Annotated in this window: 19 protein-coding genes; 17 read left to right on the top strand and 2 right to left on the bottom strand. The window is 61.3% G+C overall.

Annotation, left to right across the window (positions count from 1 at the left end; translation table 11 throughout):
• The first annotated feature begins 26 nt into the window (after positions 1–26).
• The 4 genes from ACMHLQ_RS10535 to ACMHLQ_RS10520 all read left to right on the top strand — a co-directional run bounded on the left by ACMHLQ_RS10535 (position 27) and on the right by ACMHLQ_RS10520 (position 3,746).
• Positions 27–2,201 carry a YjbH domain-containing protein gene (locus ACMHLQ_RS10535; protein ID WP_415404736.1) on the top strand — a complete coding sequence of 725 codons (2,175 nt, stop codon included), beginning with the start codon at positions 27–29 and terminating at the stop codon, positions 2,199–2,201.
• Positions 2,198–2,884 carry a YjbF family lipoprotein gene (locus ACMHLQ_RS10530; RefSeq protein ID WP_415404734.1) on the top strand — a complete coding sequence of 229 codons (687 nt, stop codon included), beginning with the start codon at positions 2,198–2,200 and terminating at the stop codon, positions 2,882–2,884. Before ACMHLQ_RS10535 ends, ACMHLQ_RS10530 begins: the two co-directional genes overlap by 4 nt.
• Before the next feature lie 115 nt (positions 2,885–2,999).
• Positions 3,000–3,236 (top strand): hypothetical protein, encoded by a 237-nt coding sequence (locus ACMHLQ_RS10525; protein ID WP_415404733.1) that lies wholly within the window; start codon positions 3,000–3,002, stop codon positions 3,234–3,236.
• 255 nt (positions 3,237–3,491) lie between these two features.
• Positions 3,492–3,746: a hypothetical protein gene (locus tag ACMHLQ_RS10520; RefSeq protein WP_415404732.1), complete on the top strand. Its 255-nt coding sequence runs from the start codon at positions 3,492–3,494 to the stop codon at positions 3,744–3,746.
• 5 nt (positions 3,747–3,751) lie between these two features.
• Here the strand turns inward: ACMHLQ_RS10520 and ACMHLQ_RS10515 are convergent, their stop codons facing one another.
• Positions 3,752–4,279 (bottom strand): glutathione peroxidase, encoded by a 528-nt coding sequence (locus ACMHLQ_RS10515; protein WP_415404731.1) that lies wholly within the window; start codon positions 4,277–4,279, stop codon positions 3,752–3,754.
• A gap of 123 nt (positions 4,280–4,402) precedes the next feature.
• On the opposite strand from ACMHLQ_RS10515, the gene msrB reads away from it, so the two are divergent.
• The 3 genes from msrB to ACMHLQ_RS10500 all read left to right on the top strand — a co-directional run bounded on the left by msrB (position 4,403) and on the right by ACMHLQ_RS10500 (position 6,539).
• A complete protein-coding gene (gene msrB / locus ACMHLQ_RS10510; RefSeq protein WP_415404730.1) occupies positions 4,403–4,852 on the top strand; it encodes a peptide-methionine (R)-S-oxide reductase MsrB in 450 nt (149 codons plus the stop codon).
• A complete protein-coding gene (gene msrA / locus ACMHLQ_RS10505) occupies positions 4,849–5,355 on the top strand; it encodes a peptide-methionine (S)-S-oxide reductase MsrA (protein WP_415404729.1) in 507 nt (168 codons plus the stop codon). Before msrB ends, msrA begins: the two co-directional genes overlap by 4 nt.
• Positions 5,356–5,489: 134 nt before the next feature.
• Positions 5,490–6,539, top strand: coding sequence for an MBL fold metallo-hydrolase (locus ACMHLQ_RS10500; protein ID WP_415404728.1), 1,050 nt, complete (start codon positions 5,490–5,492; stop codon positions 6,537–6,539).
• A gap of 38 nt (positions 6,540–6,577) precedes the next feature.
• Here ACMHLQ_RS10500 and ACMHLQ_RS10495 read toward each other — a convergent pair whose 3' ends face one another.
• Positions 6,578–8,053, bottom strand: a complete 1,476-nt coding sequence (locus ACMHLQ_RS10495) for an NAD-dependent succinate-semialdehyde dehydrogenase (protein WP_415404727.1) — start codon at positions 8,051–8,053, stop codon at positions 6,578–6,580.
• Between the two features lie 77 nt (positions 8,054–8,130).
• On the opposite strand from ACMHLQ_RS10495, the gene ACMHLQ_RS10490 reads away from it, so the two are divergent.
• From ACMHLQ_RS10490 to ACMHLQ_RS10445, 10 genes are all read left to right on the top strand, one after another.
• A complete protein-coding gene (locus ACMHLQ_RS10490; RefSeq protein WP_415404726.1) occupies positions 8,131–8,922 on the top strand; it encodes an alpha/beta hydrolase in 792 nt (263 codons plus the stop codon).
• 97 nt (positions 8,923–9,019) lie between these two features.
• Positions 9,020–10,228 carry an aminopeptidase P family protein gene (locus ACMHLQ_RS10485; protein WP_415404725.1) on the top strand — a complete coding sequence of 403 codons (1,209 nt, stop codon included), beginning with the start codon at positions 9,020–9,022 and terminating at the stop codon, positions 10,226–10,228.
• A 153-nt stretch (positions 10,229–10,381) separates the two neighbouring features.
• Positions 10,382–11,458 (top strand): hypothetical protein, encoded by a 1,077-nt coding sequence (locus ACMHLQ_RS10480; protein ID WP_415404724.1) that lies wholly within the window; start codon positions 10,382–10,384, stop codon positions 11,456–11,458.
• A gap of 3 nt (positions 11,459–11,461) precedes the next feature.
• On the top strand, positions 11,462–11,605 hold the full coding sequence (locus ACMHLQ_RS10475; protein WP_415404723.1) for a hypothetical protein: 144 nt from the start codon (positions 11,462–11,464) through the stop codon (positions 11,603–11,605).
• A gap of 130 nt (positions 11,606–11,735) precedes the next feature.
• Positions 11,736–11,915: a hypothetical protein gene (locus tag ACMHLQ_RS10470; RefSeq protein ID WP_415404722.1), complete on the top strand. Its 180-nt coding sequence runs from the start codon at positions 11,736–11,738 to the stop codon at positions 11,913–11,915.
• Positions 11,912–13,033, top strand: coding sequence for a hypothetical protein (locus ACMHLQ_RS10465; RefSeq protein ID WP_415404721.1), 1,122 nt, complete (start codon positions 11,912–11,914; stop codon positions 13,031–13,033). The genes ACMHLQ_RS10470 and ACMHLQ_RS10465 overlap by 4 nt, the downstream gene beginning before the upstream one ends.
• 71 nt (positions 13,034–13,104) lie before the next feature.
• Positions 13,105–15,039, top strand: a complete 1,935-nt coding sequence (locus ACMHLQ_RS10460) for an ATP-binding protein (RefSeq protein ID WP_415404720.1) — start codon at positions 13,105–13,107, stop codon at positions 15,037–15,039.
• Complete coding sequence (locus ACMHLQ_RS10455; RefSeq protein WP_415404719.1) at positions 15,036–15,797, top strand: hypothetical protein; 762 nt, start codon at positions 15,036–15,038, stop codon at positions 15,795–15,797. Before ACMHLQ_RS10460 ends, ACMHLQ_RS10455 begins: the two co-directional genes overlap by 4 nt.
• Positions 15,797–16,093 (top strand): hypothetical protein, encoded by a 297-nt coding sequence (locus ACMHLQ_RS10450; RefSeq protein WP_415404717.1) that lies wholly within the window; start codon positions 15,797–15,799, stop codon positions 16,091–16,093. Before ACMHLQ_RS10455 ends, ACMHLQ_RS10450 begins: the two co-directional genes overlap by 1 nt.
• Positions 16,090–17,424 carry a DUF6638 family protein gene (locus tag ACMHLQ_RS10445; protein WP_415404716.1) on the top strand — a complete coding sequence of 445 codons (1,335 nt, stop codon included), beginning with the start codon at positions 16,090–16,092 and terminating at the stop codon, positions 17,422–17,424. The genes ACMHLQ_RS10450 and ACMHLQ_RS10445 overlap by 4 nt, the downstream gene beginning before the upstream one ends.
• Positions 17,425–17,426 lie beyond the last annotated feature (2 nt).

The following is a 17,426-nucleotide window of genomic DNA, read 5'->3' as shown; positions in this document are numbered from 1 at the left end:
AGACTTTGAACCGGACAGTGACAGAAATGCCCAAGACTTTTCAAGCATATGTGCTGACGGGTGTCAGCAGTTTGGCGTTGTGCATCGCAGCCGCTTCGGCCACCGCTCAGGGGCAGAAAGCTGACAAACCGGCCGTCGTCACATCCGCGCCGACGCTCAACTTTTACGGTGTCCCCGGCCTGATCGACATGCCCACGGGTGAGGCGCTGCCAAGCGGGCAGCTGGCCGTCGGCGTGTCGAGCTTTGGCGGTCAGACACGCACCAACCTGACCTTCCAGTTTTCGCCGCGCATCTCGGCCACCTTCCGTTACATCGGCATTCAGGACTGGAACTCCGACGGGTTCGACACCTATCGCGACCGCAGCTTCGATGTCCGCTACCTGCTGCTGCGCGAGGGGCGGTACAAACCCGCCGTGACCGTTGGTTTGCAGGATTTTGCGGGCACCGGCATCTACGCCGGCGAATACCTGGTCGCGACCAAGAATTTCCGCCGCCCGTTCCGCCTGCCCGGCAAGGTCAAGGTGACGGCCGGGCTGGGCTGGGGCCGTCTGGCCGGTGTTGGAGACATCGGATCGCCGCTTGGCGCTGACCGCCCCTCTTTTGACGCGCAGGACCGTGGTGGTGAACCGGCCACAGATCAATGGTTCCGTGGCCCGGTGTCGCCCTTTGGCGGGATCGAGTGGCAGGTGAACGACCGCCTTGGGCTCAAGGCAGAGTACTCGACGGACGCATACGAGGCCGAAACGTCGCGGGGCGTGTTCAGCCGTGACTCGCGATTGAATTTCGGTGCCGAGTATCAGCTGAATAACGCTGTGCGTATTGGTGGCTACTGGCTGTACGGTTCCGAAATCGGGATCAACGCGCAAATCCAGTTCAACCCCAAGAACGCGGCAACGCCCTACACGATCGCAGGCCCACGCCCGATCATCGTGCGCCCCGACCGCCGGTCGAACCCAGCCGCCTATGACACCGCATGGTCATCGTCGCAAACCGCGCCTCTGGTCATCCGCGATGCCATCGGCCCCGAGCTGGAAGCCAGCGGCATCCGCCTTGAATCGATCTCGGTCACGGCAACCCGGGCCGAGGCGCGCGTGTCGAGTATTGACTATGACAACCTCGCCATCGTGGTCGGCCGCACGGCCCGCGCCATGGCGCGTGTTCTGCCACCCTCTGTCGAGGCCTTTGACATCGTGCTCGTGAACAACGGGCTGGCCCTGTCTAACGTGACGATCGCCCGCAGCGATCTCGAAAGCCTCGAGTTCCAGCCAGATGCCAGCCAGGCGCTGCTGTCCAAGGTGACAGTCAGCGACGCCGCGCCTTCCGCACCTGACAACGCCGCCGTCGTCCAAAGCATATACCCACGGTTCAGCTGGTCGCTTGGCCCCTATTTCCGACCCAGCTATTTCGACCCCGATGAACCGTTGCGTTATGACTTCGGGATTTCCGCAGAGGCGCGTTACCGCTTTGGTCCGGGCTGGTTGCTCAGCGGCGAGATACGGCACCGCCTGACGGGTACGATTGCGGACAGTGATCGCCTGTCGAACTCGGTTCTGCCACGGGTCCGCACGGATGCGATCCTGTATGCCCGCGCCGCGGATACAACGCTCGAGAACCTGACGATTGCCAAGCAGTGGAAAGCGGGCAAGAACACCTATGCGCGTTTCACTGCGGGGTATCTGGAACAGATGTTCGGCGGCGTTTCTGCCGAACTGTTGTGGAAGCCTGCCGCGAGCCGCCTGGCCCTCGGAATCGAAGCCAACTATGCACGCCAGCGCGACTTTGATCAGGCCCTCGGCTTTCAGGACTACGATGTCGTGACGGGTCACGCGTCGGCCTACTACCAGTTCGGCCAGGGCTATTTCGGCCAGTTGGATGTGGGCCGCTATCTCGCGGGCGATTACGGCGCGACCCTCACGGTCGAGCGCCACTTTGATAACGGCTGGCGGGTCGGCGGGTTCTTTACGCTGACGGACGTGTCTGCCGAAGACTTTGGCGAAGGGTCGTTTGACAAGGGCATCAACATCACGGTCCCGGTCAGCTGGTTCACAGGGCGTCCGTCCAAACAGTTCCAGACCACGACAATCCGTCCCATCCAACGCGATGGCGGTGCGCGCCTGAACGTGTCGGGCCGGTTGTATGAGCAAGTGCGCGACGGTCATCTCGATGACCTGTCGGGCGACTGGGGAAGGGTTTGGGAATGATGCGCGCGCTTTCAACCGCACTCGTGACGTCGGTCCTGTTTCTGGCAGGCTGTTCGGGGGGGACGGACACGTCCTCGACCCAGGCATCGCAGTTGCGCAACATCTACGAAGTGTTCCGTGCGCAAAGACAGGATCCCGCGCCTTTGCCCACGCTCACCCCCGCATTGATCGACAGCCTGACAGTGCCCTCTCTCGAGGTGACGGTGGAAAATCGCGGCACAACCGCGTTCCTCATCCCGTTTTCGGATCGCCGTGACAGCCGCCCCGGTGCCTTGCGCACATGGCGGACGGCGGGCGATGCGATGGTTGTCCTGCGCGACGGTGTGTTGGTGACGACGCGCGGTCTGGGCAACGATCTGGGGTCCACGAACGCGGATTCTGCAGTGCAGGGTATCCAGCGCCGTGTGCCGGTCTCCGGCCCGCATACGATCTACTTCACCAACTCGGACAATGGCGTCGACCAGATCGATCTGCTGTGCGAGATGCGCACCGTCGGGAACGAGACGATCGAGATCGTCCAGCGCCAGTTCAGCGTTGTCCACCTGCAGGAAAACTGCACGGGCACGCGTGGGATCATCACCTATGATTACTGGGTGGATCGCCGAGACTCGACCGTGTGGCAATCACGCCAGTGGGGCGGGCCCAAGCTAGGGTATATCCGGACACGTCTGCTCAAAAAATGATCGCGTTGCTGCACCGCGGCAACAAAGTAAGAGTTTCGTACACAATCGTCTGATCCCGATTGTATTTTCGGCGAAGTTGGAATACATCCGTAATAGTTCGTAAAGGAGTCATATCATGACCAAAACATTGAAACTGATTTCTGCAGCCGCTCTGGTTGCCGCTACATCCACAGCCGCTCTGGCACAGGACGTTCCTTTGAACACAACTGTTGCCGGTGGCACGGGCGCTGAGCAAGTCAGCGGCCAAGGCGAAGCAGGCACACTGACACTGACAGCGACCGGCACACTGCTGGGCCTGACAGCTATCGTTCTGCTTGGTGGGTCCTCGTCCAGCACGACAACCACCAACTAAGCTACTCATTTCCTTCGGGAAATCGGAAGGGCCTGCAAATTTTTGCAGGCCCTTTTCTTGTGCGGTATCAGCCGATCCCGGATCGCGTCCCAAATGACGCGCGCAAATTTTTGGCACTCGCTGTTTTTCGCTGCCCTGCAGCATTGGAACAAGCGGCCTTCCTCTCTTTCCCGGCTCTGGCGCGCCGTGACGTTGTTGCGCCGTGTGCCTTGGTCAAAGTGATGCCCTGTACAGGAACAAAACGGGGTACTCCCAATGATTCGATTCTTTTTAGGCACGGTGGCTGTGATCGCGTTTGCTGCAACTGCGAACGCACAACAAACAGGCACCACTCCGACAACCGAGGTTCCGCCGGAAGGTGCGGCACCTGCCACCACGGACGGTGCTCTTTTGGGTGGCACGCTGACGCCAGAGGTCGGGGCCATCGCGCTTGCGGTCGGTGTCGGTATCGCCATCATCGCCTCGGACGGCAGCAATGGCACCACCACCACAACCGGCACCGGGCCGTAATGGCGTCAGTCGCCTGACAACGCCGCCTCGATCGCGTCCCTCAGGGGGCGCGACATCGGGGTTGTTTTGGACCCCCACGTGTCGACAACCGATCCATCCGGCGCAAACAGGATCTTGTTGAAGTTCCAGCGCGGGACAAAACCGGTTTCCGATTTTACATGACGATAAAGGGGATGGGCCTTCGCCCCTGTGACAGCGGTGATATCCGTCATCGGCATATCGATCCCATAGGTCATCTCGCAGAATTCCCTTACCTCTTCCGCACTGCCGAGCTCCTGGCGAAAGTCATTTGACGGCACCGCCAGCACGACAAGGCCCGCGTCCCGATAGGTGTCATAAAGGTCCTGCAAGGCTTCATACTGGTCGGTAAAGGCGCAGCGCGACGCGGTGTTGACCACCAGCACAGGCCGCCCCGACCAGTCCGCCATGTCCAGCGTGCCACCGTCGATGGACGGAAAGGTGACATTGGGCATCCCGGCCCAGGCCACAGTCGCCGTGAAAATGCCCACACAGATGGCCAATAGACGTCGCATATCGCATTCCTATCTGTTCGTGCCACCTAACCTAGGGCGCGGGGTGTCGCAGTCACCCTCTTTCATTTGCATGCGATTGCCCCAAATATGGGTAGAACCCGGCCCATATGGGAAAGGCACCACATGACCAAATACACCAAAGACCCGGACGTGATTGCGACCCTGTCGCCCGAAGAGTTCTATGTCACGCAGGAAAGTGGCACGGAACGCCCCGGCACGGGCAAACTGCTCGCCAACAAGGAACCCGGCATTTACGTCGACATCGTGTCGGGCGAGCCGCTGTTCGCCTCGTCCGACAAATACGAAAGCGGATGCGGCTGGCCCTCGTTCACCAAGCCGATCGAGCCTGCCCATGTCGAGGAATTCCGCGACGCCTCGCTTGGCATGATCCGCACCGAAGTGCGCAGCAAACACGGCGACAGCCATCTGGGCCACGTGTTTCCCGATGGCCCGCGGGATCGCGGCGGCCTGCGCTATTGCATCAACTCGGCCTCGCTGCGCTTTGTCCACCGCGACGACATGGATGCCGAGGGCTACGGCGAATACCTGAACCAAGTGGAGGATGTGGCATGAGCGATGCACGCGCAGTTTTGGCGGGGGGATGTTTCTGGGGTATACAGGATCTGATCCGCAAAAAGCCCGGCGTGAAATCCACTCGCGTAGGGTATACGGGCGGCGATGTGCCCAATGCGACCTATCGCAACCACGGCACCCATGCCGAGGGGATCGAGATCATCTATGACCCGGCGATCATCTCCTTTCGCGATATCCTGGAATTCTTCTTTCAGATCCACGATCCCACCACGCTGAACCGGCAGGGCAATGATCGGGGGCTCAGCTACCGCTCGGCCATCTACTACGTGGACGAGGATCAAAAGGCCGTCGCCCTGGACACGATTGCGGATGTGGATGCCTCGGGCCTCTGGCCGGGCAAAGTGGTGACCGAAGTCGAACCCGTCGGCGATTTCTGGGAGGCCGAGCCCGAGCATCAGGACTACCTCGAACGTATTCCGCACGGCTATACCTGCCATTTCATCCGCCCCGATTGGGTGCTGCCACGGCGCGCTGCCGAGTAAGCGACCCAATAAAATAGACATGCAAAGAGCGCAGCCGACAGACCGTTGGCTGCGCTCTCTTTTTACGCAACGTTGAAAAAATCGGCAAAATGTGAATAGTTATAGAAAATCGATATAACTTCGGGAGGGAAATTATGAAACTGACACAAGGTCTCGCTGCCGCCGTTCTGGCTCTGTGCGGCACATCCGCATTCGCAGCGGCATGTCTGGAAGTGACCCTCACCGGCACGCAAGGCGGCCCGCCCGTGTTTCAGGGGCAGGCCGGGTCAGGCACACTTGTGACATTTGGCGATGAAGAAAATGGATGCCGCGACACTCTCCTCCAATTCGACACGGGGCGCGGAACGACACAGCAGTTGTCCAAGATCGGCGTGCCCGCAGGGCGCCTGACGGCGGTGTTCTTCACCCACATCCATTCGGATCATGCCGAGGGGTTCCCGGACCTCATGCAACTGCGCTGGCACTTCAACTCGGCCGGGCCAAAGGTGGATGTGGTGTGCAGCACGGATGTGAAATCCCCGGCGGGTCACACCCTCAGCTGCGAGAAATTCGCCAATCACATCGGGGATGCGCTGATCAATTCCGGTGAGATGGCGCAGCGGCTTGCCGAGAACCCCAAGCGCCTGCCGGGTGGTCCGTCAGAGCTTTTGAATGTCGCAACGTTCGCGCCCGCGCAGACCCCGCAAGTGGTCTGGTCCAAAGGGGATGTATCGGTGTCAGCCATTGCGAGCCGCCATGTCGCGGGCCACGCCTCGTACCGGGTCGACACGCCAGCGGGCAGCGTCGTGATCGGCGGGGATGCGGGCAATGACACAGCGGCCCCACCGCGCGACAGTTCGACCTCGGCACAGGTTGAGATGCTGGCCAATGGCGCGGATGTCGTCGTGCATTCGGTTATCCACCCGGTGATGGGCCCGGACGGGACCACGGGCTTTCCCCCACCCATCTACTATCGCCAATCGACGGCCACCGATCTGGGGTCACTGTCGCAGCGCGCGGGCGTGGCGCATTTGATGCTGACGCACCTGATCCCGCCTGTGGGCTCACCGCGTCAGGGGCCCTATCCGCTGCCCGATGGCGGGCTGACGACAGACGATTACGACGCCGCCGTGCGGGACGGTGGGTTTGAGGGCAATGTTGTCGTCGGAACGGATCTGGCCAAGCTGCGGCTTGTCGCTAACTAAGCAACGCGGCCCGCCCATATCAGGGGCGGGCCAATGCCTTACACACTCATGCAGATGTATTTCATCTCGAGGAATTCCTCGATCCCGTGATGCGATCCCTCGCGGCCCAGACCCGATTGCTTGACCCCGCCAAAGGGGGCCACCTCGGTCGAGATGATGCCGGTGTTGACCCCGACCATCCCGTATTCCAGCGCCTCAGCCACCTTGTAAACGCGGCTCAGATCGTTGGCATAGAAGTAGGCGGCAAGGCCAAAGATCGTGTCGTTGGCCATGGCGATCACGTCGTCCTCATCCTCGAACTTGAACAGCGGGGCGAGGGGGCCAAAGGTTTCCTCATGTGCGACCTTCATGTCCTGCGTGACGCCGGTCACGATGGTGGGTTCCAGGAACGTGCCGCCCAACGGGTGCGCCTTGCCCCCGGTCAGGATCGCGCCGCCATTGTCCACCACATCCGCCAGATGATCCTGCACCTTTTCGACCGCCTTGTCGGTGATCAGCGGGCCTGTGGTGACGCCGTCCTCCAGCCCGTCGCCGACCTTCAACGCCTCGACCGCATCTTTCAGCTTGGCGGCAAAGGCGTCATAGACCCCCGCCTGCACATAGATCCGGTTGGCGCAGACACAGGTCTGGCCCGCATTGCGGAACTTGCAGATCATCGCGCCCTCGACGGCAGCATCCAGATCGGCGTCGTCAAAGACGATGAACGGGGCATTGCCCCCCAACTCCATCGAGCATTTCATGACCTGATCGGCGGCCTGTTTCAGCAGGATACGCCCCACCTGGGTCGAGCCGGTAAAGGTCAGCTTGCGCACGGCGGGGTTCTCGCAAAACTCCTTGCCCGTGCCCGAGGCATCCGAGGTTGTGACCACCTGGAACACCCCGTCCGGAATGCCCGCGCGCTTGGCCAGCACTCCCATGGCGGTGGCCGACAGCGGTGTTAGTTCTGCCGGACGCGCGACAAAGGCGCAGCCAGCGGCCAGCGCAGGCGCGGCCTTGCGGGTGATCATGGCGTTGGGGAAATTCCAGGGCGTGATCGAGGCGGCGACGCCGATGGGCTGCTTCATCACGGTGATGCGCTTGTCACGTTGGTGGCCGGGGATCGTCTCGCCGTAAATACGCTTGGCCTCTTCGGCAAAGAACTCGACGAATGACGCGCCATAGGCGATCTCGCCCTTGGCCTCGGCCAGGGGCTTGCCCTGTTCGGCGGTCAGGATGGTGCCCAGATCGTCCTGATGCTCCATCATCAACTCGAACCACTTGCGCAACACGGCGGCGCGTTCCTTGCCGGTCCAGGTCGCCCACGCCTTTTGCGCGGCCTCAGCACCCGCAATGGCATCAGCGACTTGCACCCGGCTGAGGTCAGACACCTGGGCCAGTACATCGCCGCGTGCGGGGTTCGTCACGTCAAAGGTCCCATCGTCCCCGTCAACGAATGCGCCGTTCACATAGGCGCGGGGTTCCAGCAGGGCGGGGTCGCTGAGCATGGATTTGAGGTCGGTAGTCTGGTCTAGCATGGGGCATCCTTTCGGGTCTGGTGCATCTCAACCAACCCGCGCTAGCATTGTCCAGTTCCAAACACGGAGGGGCGGTGATGCCAGACATGGACGATGCCTATGCAAACGGCGCCTATATCGAGGGTGCAGCCGACTATCCGCCCCGCTGGTCCGAGGCGGCCGAGGCCTTTCGCACCGCGCTTGGGGCACGTGCGCGGCTGGGCCTGTCCTATGGTCCGTCCGAGCGCATGGCCATCGATCATTTCCTGCCCGACGGGGTGGCCAAGGGTACGCTGATCTTTGTGCATGGCGGCTACTGGCTGAAATTCGACCGCTCCTACTGGTCGCATCTGGCTGCCGGTGCGCTGGCCCAGGGGTGGGCGGTCGCCATGCCGTCATACGATCTGTGCCCCACTGTCCGGATCGCCGGGATCACCCAGCAGATTGCGCAGGCGGTGGCGGAAATTGCCAACGCCTCCGCGGGCCCCATCAGTCTTGCCGGTCACTCTGCCGGCGGGCATCTGGTCGCGCGGATGCTGGCACCTGGCATGCTGCCCGAAGCGGTGCTGGCGCGCATTTCCCATGTGGTGCCAATCTCGCCCGTTGCCGACCTCGAACCGCTGTTGCAGACGGCGATGAACACGGATTTCGGGATGGATACGGGCATGGCCCGCGCCGAAAGCCCGATCTATCAGCCAGCGCCGGACGTGCCCGTCACCGTCTGGGTCGGGGCGGCGGAACGGCCCGCATTTCTGGATCAGGCGCAGGTGCTGGCCGAGGCCTGGGGTTGCGCGCATGCCGTGACCGAGGGCGAACACCACTTCAACGTGATCGACGCGCTGGCCGACCCCGACAGCGACTTGATCCGGCGCTTGACGACCGCCCCGTGACGCGCAACATGTGCGCGGCTGCGGGCGATGGCGTCGCGCGCAAATCTCTGCCAACACCGTCCTGCACGCCGGGACCTTTCTGAAAAGGAGGGTCGCGATGACCGCTCGCCCCGATTACTACCGCTTTCACAATGGCCAGCAGGCCGTCTTGCCGTTCGAGGCCGCTGAATATGACGCCCGGCTGGCCGAGTTGCGCGACCGGATGGACGCGCAAGGCGCCTCTGCCGCTGTCTTCACCTCGATGCACAACGTCGCCTACTACTCGGGCTTTCTCTATTGCGCCTTTGGCCGTCCCTATGCCTGCGTCGTGACCGAAGACGCCTGCGTCACGATCTCGGCAGGGATCGACGCGGGTCAGCCCTGGCGGCGCTGCCACGGCGACAACATCACCTATACCGACTGGCAGCGCGACAATTTCTGGCGCGCGCTGCGCGAGGTCACGGGCGAGGGGGCCGTGATCGGGGTGGAATCCGACCACCTGACCTTGCTGCAACAGGCCAAGATGGAGGATTTCCTGAAACCCGTCGCCACCGTGGACCTTTATGAAACCACAATGCGCCAGCGCATGCACAAGTCCGAGGCCGAGATCGCCCTGATCCGGCACGGTGCCCAGGTCGCGGATGTGGGCGGCTACGCCATCCGCGACGCGATCAAGGCGGGCACGCGCGAGATTGACGTGGCCATGGCCGGGCGCGACGCGATGGAGTTGGAGATCGCCAAACGCTTTCCCGATGCCGAATACCGCGACACCTGGGTCTGGTTCCAGTCAGGGATCAACACCGACGGGGCGCACAACCCGGTCACGGGCCGCGTGCTGGAACCCGGCGATATCCTGTCGCTCAACACCTTTCCCATGATCTCGGGCTACTACACCGCGCTGGAACGGACCCTGTTTGTCGAAACCGTGGACGAACGAAGCCTCGCGCTCTGGAACCACAACGTTGCCGCGCATGAACTCGGTATGTCCCTGCTGAAACCGGGGGCCACCTGCGCCGAGGTGACCGAGGGCGTGAACGCCTATTTCCGCGAACACGACCTGCTGCAATATCGCAGCTTTGGGTACGGCCACTCCTTTGGCGTGCTCAGCCACTATTACGGGCGCGAGGCGGGGCTGGAACTGCGTGAGGATATCGACACGGTGCTCGAACCCGGCATGGTCATCTCGATGGAACCGATGCTGACGATCCCCGACGGCAAGCCGGGCGCGGGCGGCTACCGCGAACATGACATCCTGATCATCACCGAGGACGGCAACGAAAACATCACCGGCTTTCCTTACGGCCCGGAGCACAACGTGGTCGGCTGAGCCCCTCAAATTTTCTGCACCCTATGTCCGGCCCGCGCCTTCCTTTGGCGCGGGCTTTTTGCAACTATCGGGTCAAACTTCCACGCTTGTGGATGTAAATCGACGTAACATTGCCTATATGTGTCTCAACACATTGATAGATCGGAGAATTTGATGGCGGATTTCGCGAGCCAAGTGCAAGAATCCCAGGCCCAGGTGGCCGAAGCGCAAACCAAGATCGCTGAATTGACCAGCCGGATCGAGACGGCGCGCGCCAAGATGAAGTCGGGCGATGACATCGCCATGGACATCGAAAACGCCACGCTCGAGGACGTGCACGCCCATACGGACGTGATGAATGCCAACATCGCCGAGCTGATCATGGGGCTGGATGACGTCACCGCCGCCTTCTCCAAGGACTTTGACGAGATGCGGACCAAGACGGGCTGGGAAAGCTTTGTCGGTGTCTTCGCCAAGGCCAAGGCGGAATCGATGCGTCAGGAACGCGTGCGCACAGCCTCTATTGATGACAAGCTGCAAGACCTGATTTCGAAATCGGATGTGATCGTGCAGCTGCTGCAAGGGCAGTTGACCATGCTCGAAGAGCAAAAGGTCAAGGTCGAGGGCAACCTGACCGAGACACTGGACGAACGCGAATTCACGGTGCAGGAACTCTCGGCCCTGCAAGGTGAAATTCAGGGCATGGACCCCAAGATCATCACGCTGGAAAACAAGATTGCGTCCGAAACCGACGCCGCCGCGCGCACCGCGCTGGAAACCGAACTGGCCGAGTTGAACAGCCAGTACAACCAGATGGTGCAGGACGAACAGGTCAAACTCGCCAAGTCCCAGACGCTCGAACGCTATATCGAAAAGGGCAAGACCTGGATCGACTCCCTGCAAAACCAGGCCGCGACCCAGATGGTGCTGATCAACAAGCTGCAAACCGACACCAAGCAGCGCGTCGTGCTCTATGACGCGCTCACCAAGTCGCTGAAAACCGCCCAGCAACAGGACGTCGCCCACCGCATCAACGAGATCGGCGTACAGACGGATCAAGAGGCGCAAACCGCCATGGCCGGGATCGGGGCCGCCACGAACAAGCGGATGGCCGACATGCTCGAAGCACACGAAGACCACATGGTCTTCGCCCGCGACGTGCTGGAGCAAAAGGCCAAAGCCGACGAACGCTTTGCCCGCCGCTTCGCCCAGATCGTCGAAAAACACGACAGCAACGCGTATGGGGGCTAGGCCATGAAACTCGGCCTCGCCGCCATCGCGGTCTCCATCGTCAGCCTCATCGCCTCCATGGCCTTCGGCGCACCCGTCTGGGTCAACGCCGTCGGGTTTTTCTGCGGGATCGCAGGGCTTTATCTGCTCAGCCGCAAGCGCGGCTGAGCCAAAGCACTATGACCAAACCCGACACCATAGGGCTCACTGACCTTTTCGCCTCGCGCCGCTACTTCAAGAAGCTCGAGACGATCACCGGGCACCTTGCCCTAGCTTTTCTACATGCCGAGCCTCGTCCATGATTTTGAAGATCGCATCTATCGTTGTGGGTGTTCTGGGTATTCTCGCTGCCAGTAAACTTGGTGCTGCATGGTGGGCCTTTGTTCCGTTTATTGCTCTGGTGTTGATAGGGCTACTTCTGTTGGGTGCTTTCGATATGGACGCGGACAGGTCCGGACTTGGTGGGCATGACCGATGAACCAAAGCAAACCCGACACCATAGGCCTCACCGACCTTTTCGCTTCGCGCCGCTACTTCAAGAAGTTCGAGACGATCACGTCCCATCTGGGCCGCGTCGCAGGTGTGATGGAGGCTGAGGGGGATTTGAACCGGGACGAGGTCAAGATCCTCACCCGCTACATCACCGAACTCACCTTCACCTTCCGCGCGCTCTCGCAAAAGTACCTTCTGGTGGGCCGCGACACGGGCCGGTTCTTTGGCTCGCTCGCCATCGACGCACACGAATCCGGCTTTCCGGCTGCCGAAGAGTTGATCACAATGGCCTCCGACGCCCAGCAGGCCGACCGGCATCTGGCGGGTATGGCCTCGGCGGATGAGTTGAAAAAGCAGATGGTCGAGGTGATCGTGGGCGAGCGCCAGGTGCCGACCAAGCTGCAATTCGCCCTGTCCCAACGGCTCTATTACGAAGAGTTGTTGCGCGGGCAACTGTTCTGGCCCCGCAACGATCCGCAGATCGTGTGGACGGGCAACAAGGACGACAACCGCCGCATCTTCCGCATCCACTGGGCCGTTTATGACAGCCAGGTGAACCTGCCGATCATCTACATGATGGAGGTCGAGGATTCGGGCAGCACCGCCCTGCCCAAGGATCAGCGCCGCTGGCCGGAGGCACAGGCGCATCTGATGGCGCAAGCGCTGAGCGGGTTGAAACTGGTGACGATTGCCAAGGGGTTTGATGAGGATTTCAACGATCTGCACCCCAAACGCCTGCGCCGGTTCCACCTGGGGCCGATGTACTCCTCGGCCTTCACCAAACAATCCGGGCCGATCTCCCAAGTGCTCGAGGCCGCGCGCGCGCCGGAAGGGCAGGATTGGTCACTGGTCTGGACCGAAGAGGACTTGCAGTCCGAACGCGTGATCGAGGAACGCGCAGGCTGGTTTTCGAATGTCGAACGCGAGGTGTTCGCGCTCGACCCCTTCGCCGGACGCGGGGCCGAGACGGGCACCACACGGATGGAGCGCAGCATCGTCCTGCCCCAACGCCCCTACCAGGCACTCGAGGAACTGAACCCGCCCGGTTTTCGGTCTGTGCGCAAATTCGTGGTCAGCCCGGCGGGCCGGGTGCTGAGATATTGAAGGTGGTGTCGCTTGTTGGGACGGGAGCCTCCGGCGGGCATATTTGCCGGAACAATGAAGAGGACTAGGGCATGAGTGAAACATCGGACCAAATGGAACTGCGCGAGGCCGAGATCACGGCGCATTATCCCATGGCGCTGGCCATGTTGCAGGGGTTCGATCACGCGCCGCGCATCGGCAAGGGCAAGGAGGTACCGCAAGCCGAACGCTCCGCCGGTATCGGCACCCGCCGCCGGTTCCGCACCACCACGCCCGGCCTTGTGACCCGCCGCACCACGCCCACCGGGGCCGTGCAGTTGATGGCCACCATCGAGGGCGCGGATGACGATGACGCGCTGATGTCGCCCGTGCAGGCCACCACGCTCAACGCCTTGCGCCGTGCCATCTCCATCGCGCTGGCCGTGGCCGAGAACTATGCCGCAGTCTCCGGCCTTGGCGATCTGAAACGCGCCAACCTCGAAGGGGCCTTGCCCGCCGCCCGCAAGACCGAATTCGCCGAACTGCTCGCCGCCGAGGCGCTGATCACGCTCTATGTCTTTGGCAACGCCACCGCCTATCTGCTTTCGGCGCACCAAAGCGAAGTCACGGTCGAGGTGGGCGAGGTCGAGGAGATCCTGACTGACAACGGCCAGACCGCCCTGCACGGCTGCCTCTGGGAACTCGATCAGGACATCGCCGCTCACGCCGCCGACGACACCCACCTTGTCGCCACGATCACCGCCTTTGCCGAGGCGCTGATGGAAAAGGTGTCCTTGCGCGCCCAGACCGCCCCGCGCCTCGCGGCCTTCACCGGCGCCAGCTGGCATGTGGAGGCGGACGATTTCACCATCCAGGGCTTCACCCCCGCGACCAAGGCCAAGACGCAAACCCTCACCATGACCTTCAAGAAACCGCACGAGGTCGTGGGCAACCATATCGCCAAGTACCAGGCCATGAAGCTGGCCAAGATGCTGATGGCCTATGACTTCGACCGACGGCTCAACCCCTTTGCCGAACTCGGCGGCTTCATCTTTACCTTCATGGGCGACGGCAAGCCGGGCACAGGGAAAACCACGCTGATCCAGATGATGGCCGGGCTGGTCAATGACTACTGCCAGGTCGCGGGCTACCCCTTTCGCTACCAGAACCTGAGCACCGACAATATCGACAGCTACCAGGGCAAATCGGGCCAGAATGCCAAGGCGTTCATCAACACCGTGCTTGATCCTGGCGTCATCGGTTTCGGCACCATCGACGATATCGATCAGTTGGCGGGCAAGCGGGGCGACCGCCAATCCTCCGCCGGGCAACTCGAAATCACCGCCGTGCTGATGGAGAGCTTTGCCGGCGCCAACACCGTTGTGCGCGGCAACTGCACCTTCGGCATGTTCTCGAACTACCCCGAGAATGTGGACGACGCCCTGCGCCAGCGCGCCGGGGCCCGCTTCCTCGTCGACGGCCCGCAAACGCGCGAGGATTACATCGACATCCTGTACCTGCTGATGGGCAAGAACCACGACATCCCCGTGGGCCAGCACGAGGTGTTTTCCGCGCAAGAGATCAAAAAGGCGGTGGCGGCCAGTTTCGAGAGCCATTCGCGCCCGCACGAGGCCGGGTTGCTGGAAGTGTTCGACCGGGTGGACAGCCAGATCGGCACACTCGACACCATCGCCAAGCTGGGCACGTACCTCAAAGCGATCCAGGAGGCGGACGAGCGGTTCACGGGCCGCGCGATCAAGAACATCACCGACGCGGTCAAGGTGCGCGCCATGGATTTCGAACTGCCCGATGAGTGGATGGAGACGCCCGAGCTGTTCCTGTTCAAGGATTACGACACGAAGAAGGCGATGATTTCAGAGCTGCGTGTGCCGATCACGGTCGACATGGTGGTGCAGGAGATCAACCGGTACGCGGATAGTGAATTCCGGTACGCGGACAAGTCGGATGAGGTGGCGATTGACGCAATGGTAAGAGACTTCGGGCGGCAGGAAGAGGCGAAGAAGCGGTATTTGGGAGGGGAGGGGTGATTAGCGACTACACTGCTGCGAAGAAATACTCGTCTCGCCTCTTTTGGGTAGCCACTGCATTGAGTTTCGTTGTGGTCGGCATTTTCGTGGCTACATTGTTTACGGAAACATGCGCGCGTTTTCTTTACATCATCGAGAAATGCGAGCCACGATACTTGGCTTTTTGGCGTTCTCCGATGAACGAAATTGGGGACACTTTGGCTGGCTTCGCGAGCCTGTTGGTTTTGTCTTGGATCGTTGTTTCGGTAATAGTTCAGCGAAATGAACTCTTCGCTACCGTAGACGAGCTGCGGGAAGCAAAGCATATTGAGCAGCAGCGAGATGCCCTTAAGAGACTGCCTGTCGTTCTTGAAAAAATTCGAGACTGTTTCTTTTCCCTTACCGATGGTGAGTCGATGTATGGCGGGTGGCGTTACAGAACTCATGGTTCACACAATATCGAAAATTTCCACGTTCTGCGCGCACGCTCCATTAAGCAAGACGAACCAGATGAATTTATGCCTTTTGTCACCAGTGCGGTTTTGAATGCACTGACCCTGCAAGAAATTCATCGAGAAACATTGGTCGACAAGCCAATCTGTTCGGATGCTTACACAAAGCTATTGCTAAATTTAGGAGACTTACATTTGCTTTCAGCGCAGCTTCCTGAGCCAGAAAGAAGAAGCGTTCGCCAATGGAAGGTAGAGCGAGCTCGCGATGCTTTGGGATATTTGATCAATAATCGGAAGTTCTGGAAGGCTTCGGCGGAGCACAGTTAATGACCCTCCTCCTCGCCACAACCCTCGCCGCCTTCCTCCTCGGCGCCCTCCTCCCCCTCCGCTGGGGCGTCTTCGGCTTCCTCGCCGCCGCTGCCCTCCTGTTCCTCACCCAAGCCGCGATCCGCACCGCCATGGGTTTCGAGGGCACGCCGCTCTCTGAAACCATGCTGCTCTTCAACAACTCCTGGCCCGCCTATATCGGCTACAACCTCCAGATCACATTCCGCAGCTTCGCCCTGCCATTGCTGGCGCTTGCGACACCGCTGATCTTCCGCCTGTCGAGGGACCGCTCATGATCCGCCTCATCCAACGCGGCCTGATGTATGGCAACCTGTTCCACGTCGCGAGCCCCGCGCTGGTCGACCGCTATAACCGCGCACTCCAGCATCTGACGGGGCACACCACCACGCTCACCGACTTCTACATCGACATCTCCGGCTTCTCTCCGGAGGTGGGGGATCAGCTCAATGACCCGCTCTACCTCAACCACAATGGGGTGAACCGGCAGTTCATCCTGCTCTCTACCGAACAGCGCAAATGCCCGCTGCTGGATACGAAATTCTCGACCTCGCACGGCATCCTCAAACGCTTCATCGCCGAGAACGAGGCGGCGCTCTTTGCCCTCACCGCCCGCGATGCCGTGGCGGGGGAACTGGTGAACTCGGTCTACGATATCAGCCACCCCAAACGCCTGTTCGACATCCGCGCCATCACGGTCGAGGCGGACACGACGCAAGGTACGGTGCGCAATGCCGCAACCCTTGCGCAAAAGGTCGACACGTTCCTCAGCGAAGAGGATGCGTGGTTTGACGATGTGCTGATCGCCGAGATGATCGACCTCGCAGGCCAGACGGGCGACGTGACGCGCAATCCGGTCAAGCTGACGCCGCTGCGGGTGGAAAAGGGCAACTTCTGGACGGCGCATTTCGGTGGGCTCTACATTTTTCAGACGCTGGATCACCCGGCGACCATCGCCAGCGGGGACAAGCCCGAAGATGTGGCGACCAAGTATTGCTTTGATCTGGGCAACCGGAACCAGATCGCCAAGTTCCTCGAATACAACGACCTTACCGAAACCATCGTCAAGGCGCGCGGCATCGACGGGGCCGCGATCCTGCGGCAAAAGATGGACTTCATTCTTGTCTCGGCGGTGACCGAGGCGGGCGTGGATCTTGCCGGGACCACGCGGCGCGACATGCGGATGCTGGCGCGGCGTCACGCGCATCTGCTGCCGGATGAATTCCACGCGCTGGCCGATCTGGTGAACTGGGCTGAGAACGGCGGCAAGTGGCCACGCATCACCTCGGACCATCCGGCCTATTTCTACACGCTGCGCGCGGCCGACACGCCCGAGGCCGATCTGGTCAACATGCTGCTGAGCGAACTCAGCCCGCGCGATGTGCGCCAGTTGTTCATCTGCCACAAGCAGGCCTTTTATGCCGCCTATGCCACATGGCCCGAGGCGAAAAAGGAATATGTCGCGCAATATCTCGAGGCCGAGTACAAGGCCGACAAGGTCGGCGCGCGCGCAGCCCTGTTCGGGCATGATGCGCCCATGGAAACGCCACAACCCAAACCCCAGGACCTGATCGCGCGGGTGGGTCCCTGGGGCGCCGTGAGGAGGTAAAA

The organism is Tateyamaria algicola, from assembly GCF_047715485.1.
Taxonomy (GTDB): Bacteria; Pseudomonadota; Alphaproteobacteria; order Rhodobacterales; family Rhodobacteraceae; genus Tateyamaria.
The sequence above is the reverse complement of the archived record's forward strand: the minus strand, read 5'-3'. Positions and strand labels throughout refer to the sequence as shown.

What these genes read in the sequence shown, in the direction of transcription:
- ACMHLQ_RS10535 (WP_415404736.1), top strand. Translation starts at nt 27, where the DNA reads ATGCCCAAGACTTTTCAAGCATATGTGCTGACGGGTGTCAGCAGTTTG.
- ACMHLQ_RS10530 (WP_415404734.1), top strand. Translation starts at nt 2,198, where the DNA reads ATGATGCGCGCGCTTTCAACCGCACTCGTGACGTCGGTCCTGTTTCTG.
- ACMHLQ_RS10525 (WP_415404733.1), top strand. Translation starts at nt 3,000, where the DNA reads ATGACCAAAACATTGAAACTGATTTCTGCAGCCGCTCTGGTTGCCGCT.
- ACMHLQ_RS10520 (WP_415404732.1), top strand. Translation starts at nt 3,492, where the DNA reads ATGATTCGATTCTTTTTAGGCACGGTGGCTGTGATCGCGTTTGCTGCA.
- ACMHLQ_RS10515 (WP_415404731.1), bottom strand. Translation starts at nt 4,279, where the DNA reads ATGCGACGTCTATTGGCCATCTGTGTGGGCATTTTCACGGCGACTGTG.
- msrB (WP_415404730.1), top strand. Translation starts at nt 4,403, where the DNA reads ATGACCAAATACACCAAAGACCCGGACGTGATTGCGACCCTGTCGCCC.
- msrA (WP_415404729.1), top strand. Translation starts at nt 4,849, where the DNA reads ATGAGCGATGCACGCGCAGTTTTGGCGGGGGGATGTTTCTGGGGTATA.
- ACMHLQ_RS10500 (WP_415404728.1), top strand. Translation starts at nt 5,490, where the DNA reads ATGAAACTGACACAAGGTCTCGCTGCCGCCGTTCTGGCTCTGTGCGGC.
- ACMHLQ_RS10495 (WP_415404727.1), bottom strand. Translation starts at nt 8,053, where the DNA reads ATGCTAGACCAGACTACCGACCTCAAATCCATGCTCAGCGACCCCGCC.
- ACMHLQ_RS10490 (WP_415404726.1), top strand. Translation starts at nt 8,131, where the DNA reads ATGCCAGACATGGACGATGCCTATGCAAACGGCGCCTATATCGAGGGT.
- ACMHLQ_RS10485 (WP_415404725.1), top strand. Translation starts at nt 9,020, where the DNA reads ATGACCGCTCGCCCCGATTACTACCGCTTTCACAATGGCCAGCAGGCC.
- ACMHLQ_RS10480 (WP_415404724.1), top strand. Translation starts at nt 10,382, where the DNA reads ATGGCGGATTTCGCGAGCCAAGTGCAAGAATCCCAGGCCCAGGTGGCC.
- ACMHLQ_RS10475 (WP_415404723.1), top strand. Translation starts at nt 11,462, where the DNA reads ATGAAACTCGGCCTCGCCGCCATCGCGGTCTCCATCGTCAGCCTCATC.
- ACMHLQ_RS10470 (WP_415404722.1), top strand. Translation starts at nt 11,736, where the DNA reads ATGATTTTGAAGATCGCATCTATCGTTGTGGGTGTTCTGGGTATTCTC.
- ACMHLQ_RS10465 (WP_415404721.1), top strand. Translation starts at nt 11,912, where the DNA reads ATGAACCAAAGCAAACCCGACACCATAGGCCTCACCGACCTTTTCGCT.
- ACMHLQ_RS10460 (WP_415404720.1), top strand. Translation starts at nt 13,105, where the DNA reads ATGAGTGAAACATCGGACCAAATGGAACTGCGCGAGGCCGAGATCACG.
- ACMHLQ_RS10450 (WP_415404717.1), top strand. Translation starts at nt 15,797, where the DNA reads ATGACCCTCCTCCTCGCCACAACCCTCGCCGCCTTCCTCCTCGGCGCC.
- ACMHLQ_RS10445 (WP_415404716.1), top strand. Translation starts at nt 16,090, where the DNA reads ATGATCCGCCTCATCCAACGCGGCCTGATGTATGGCAACCTGTTCCAC.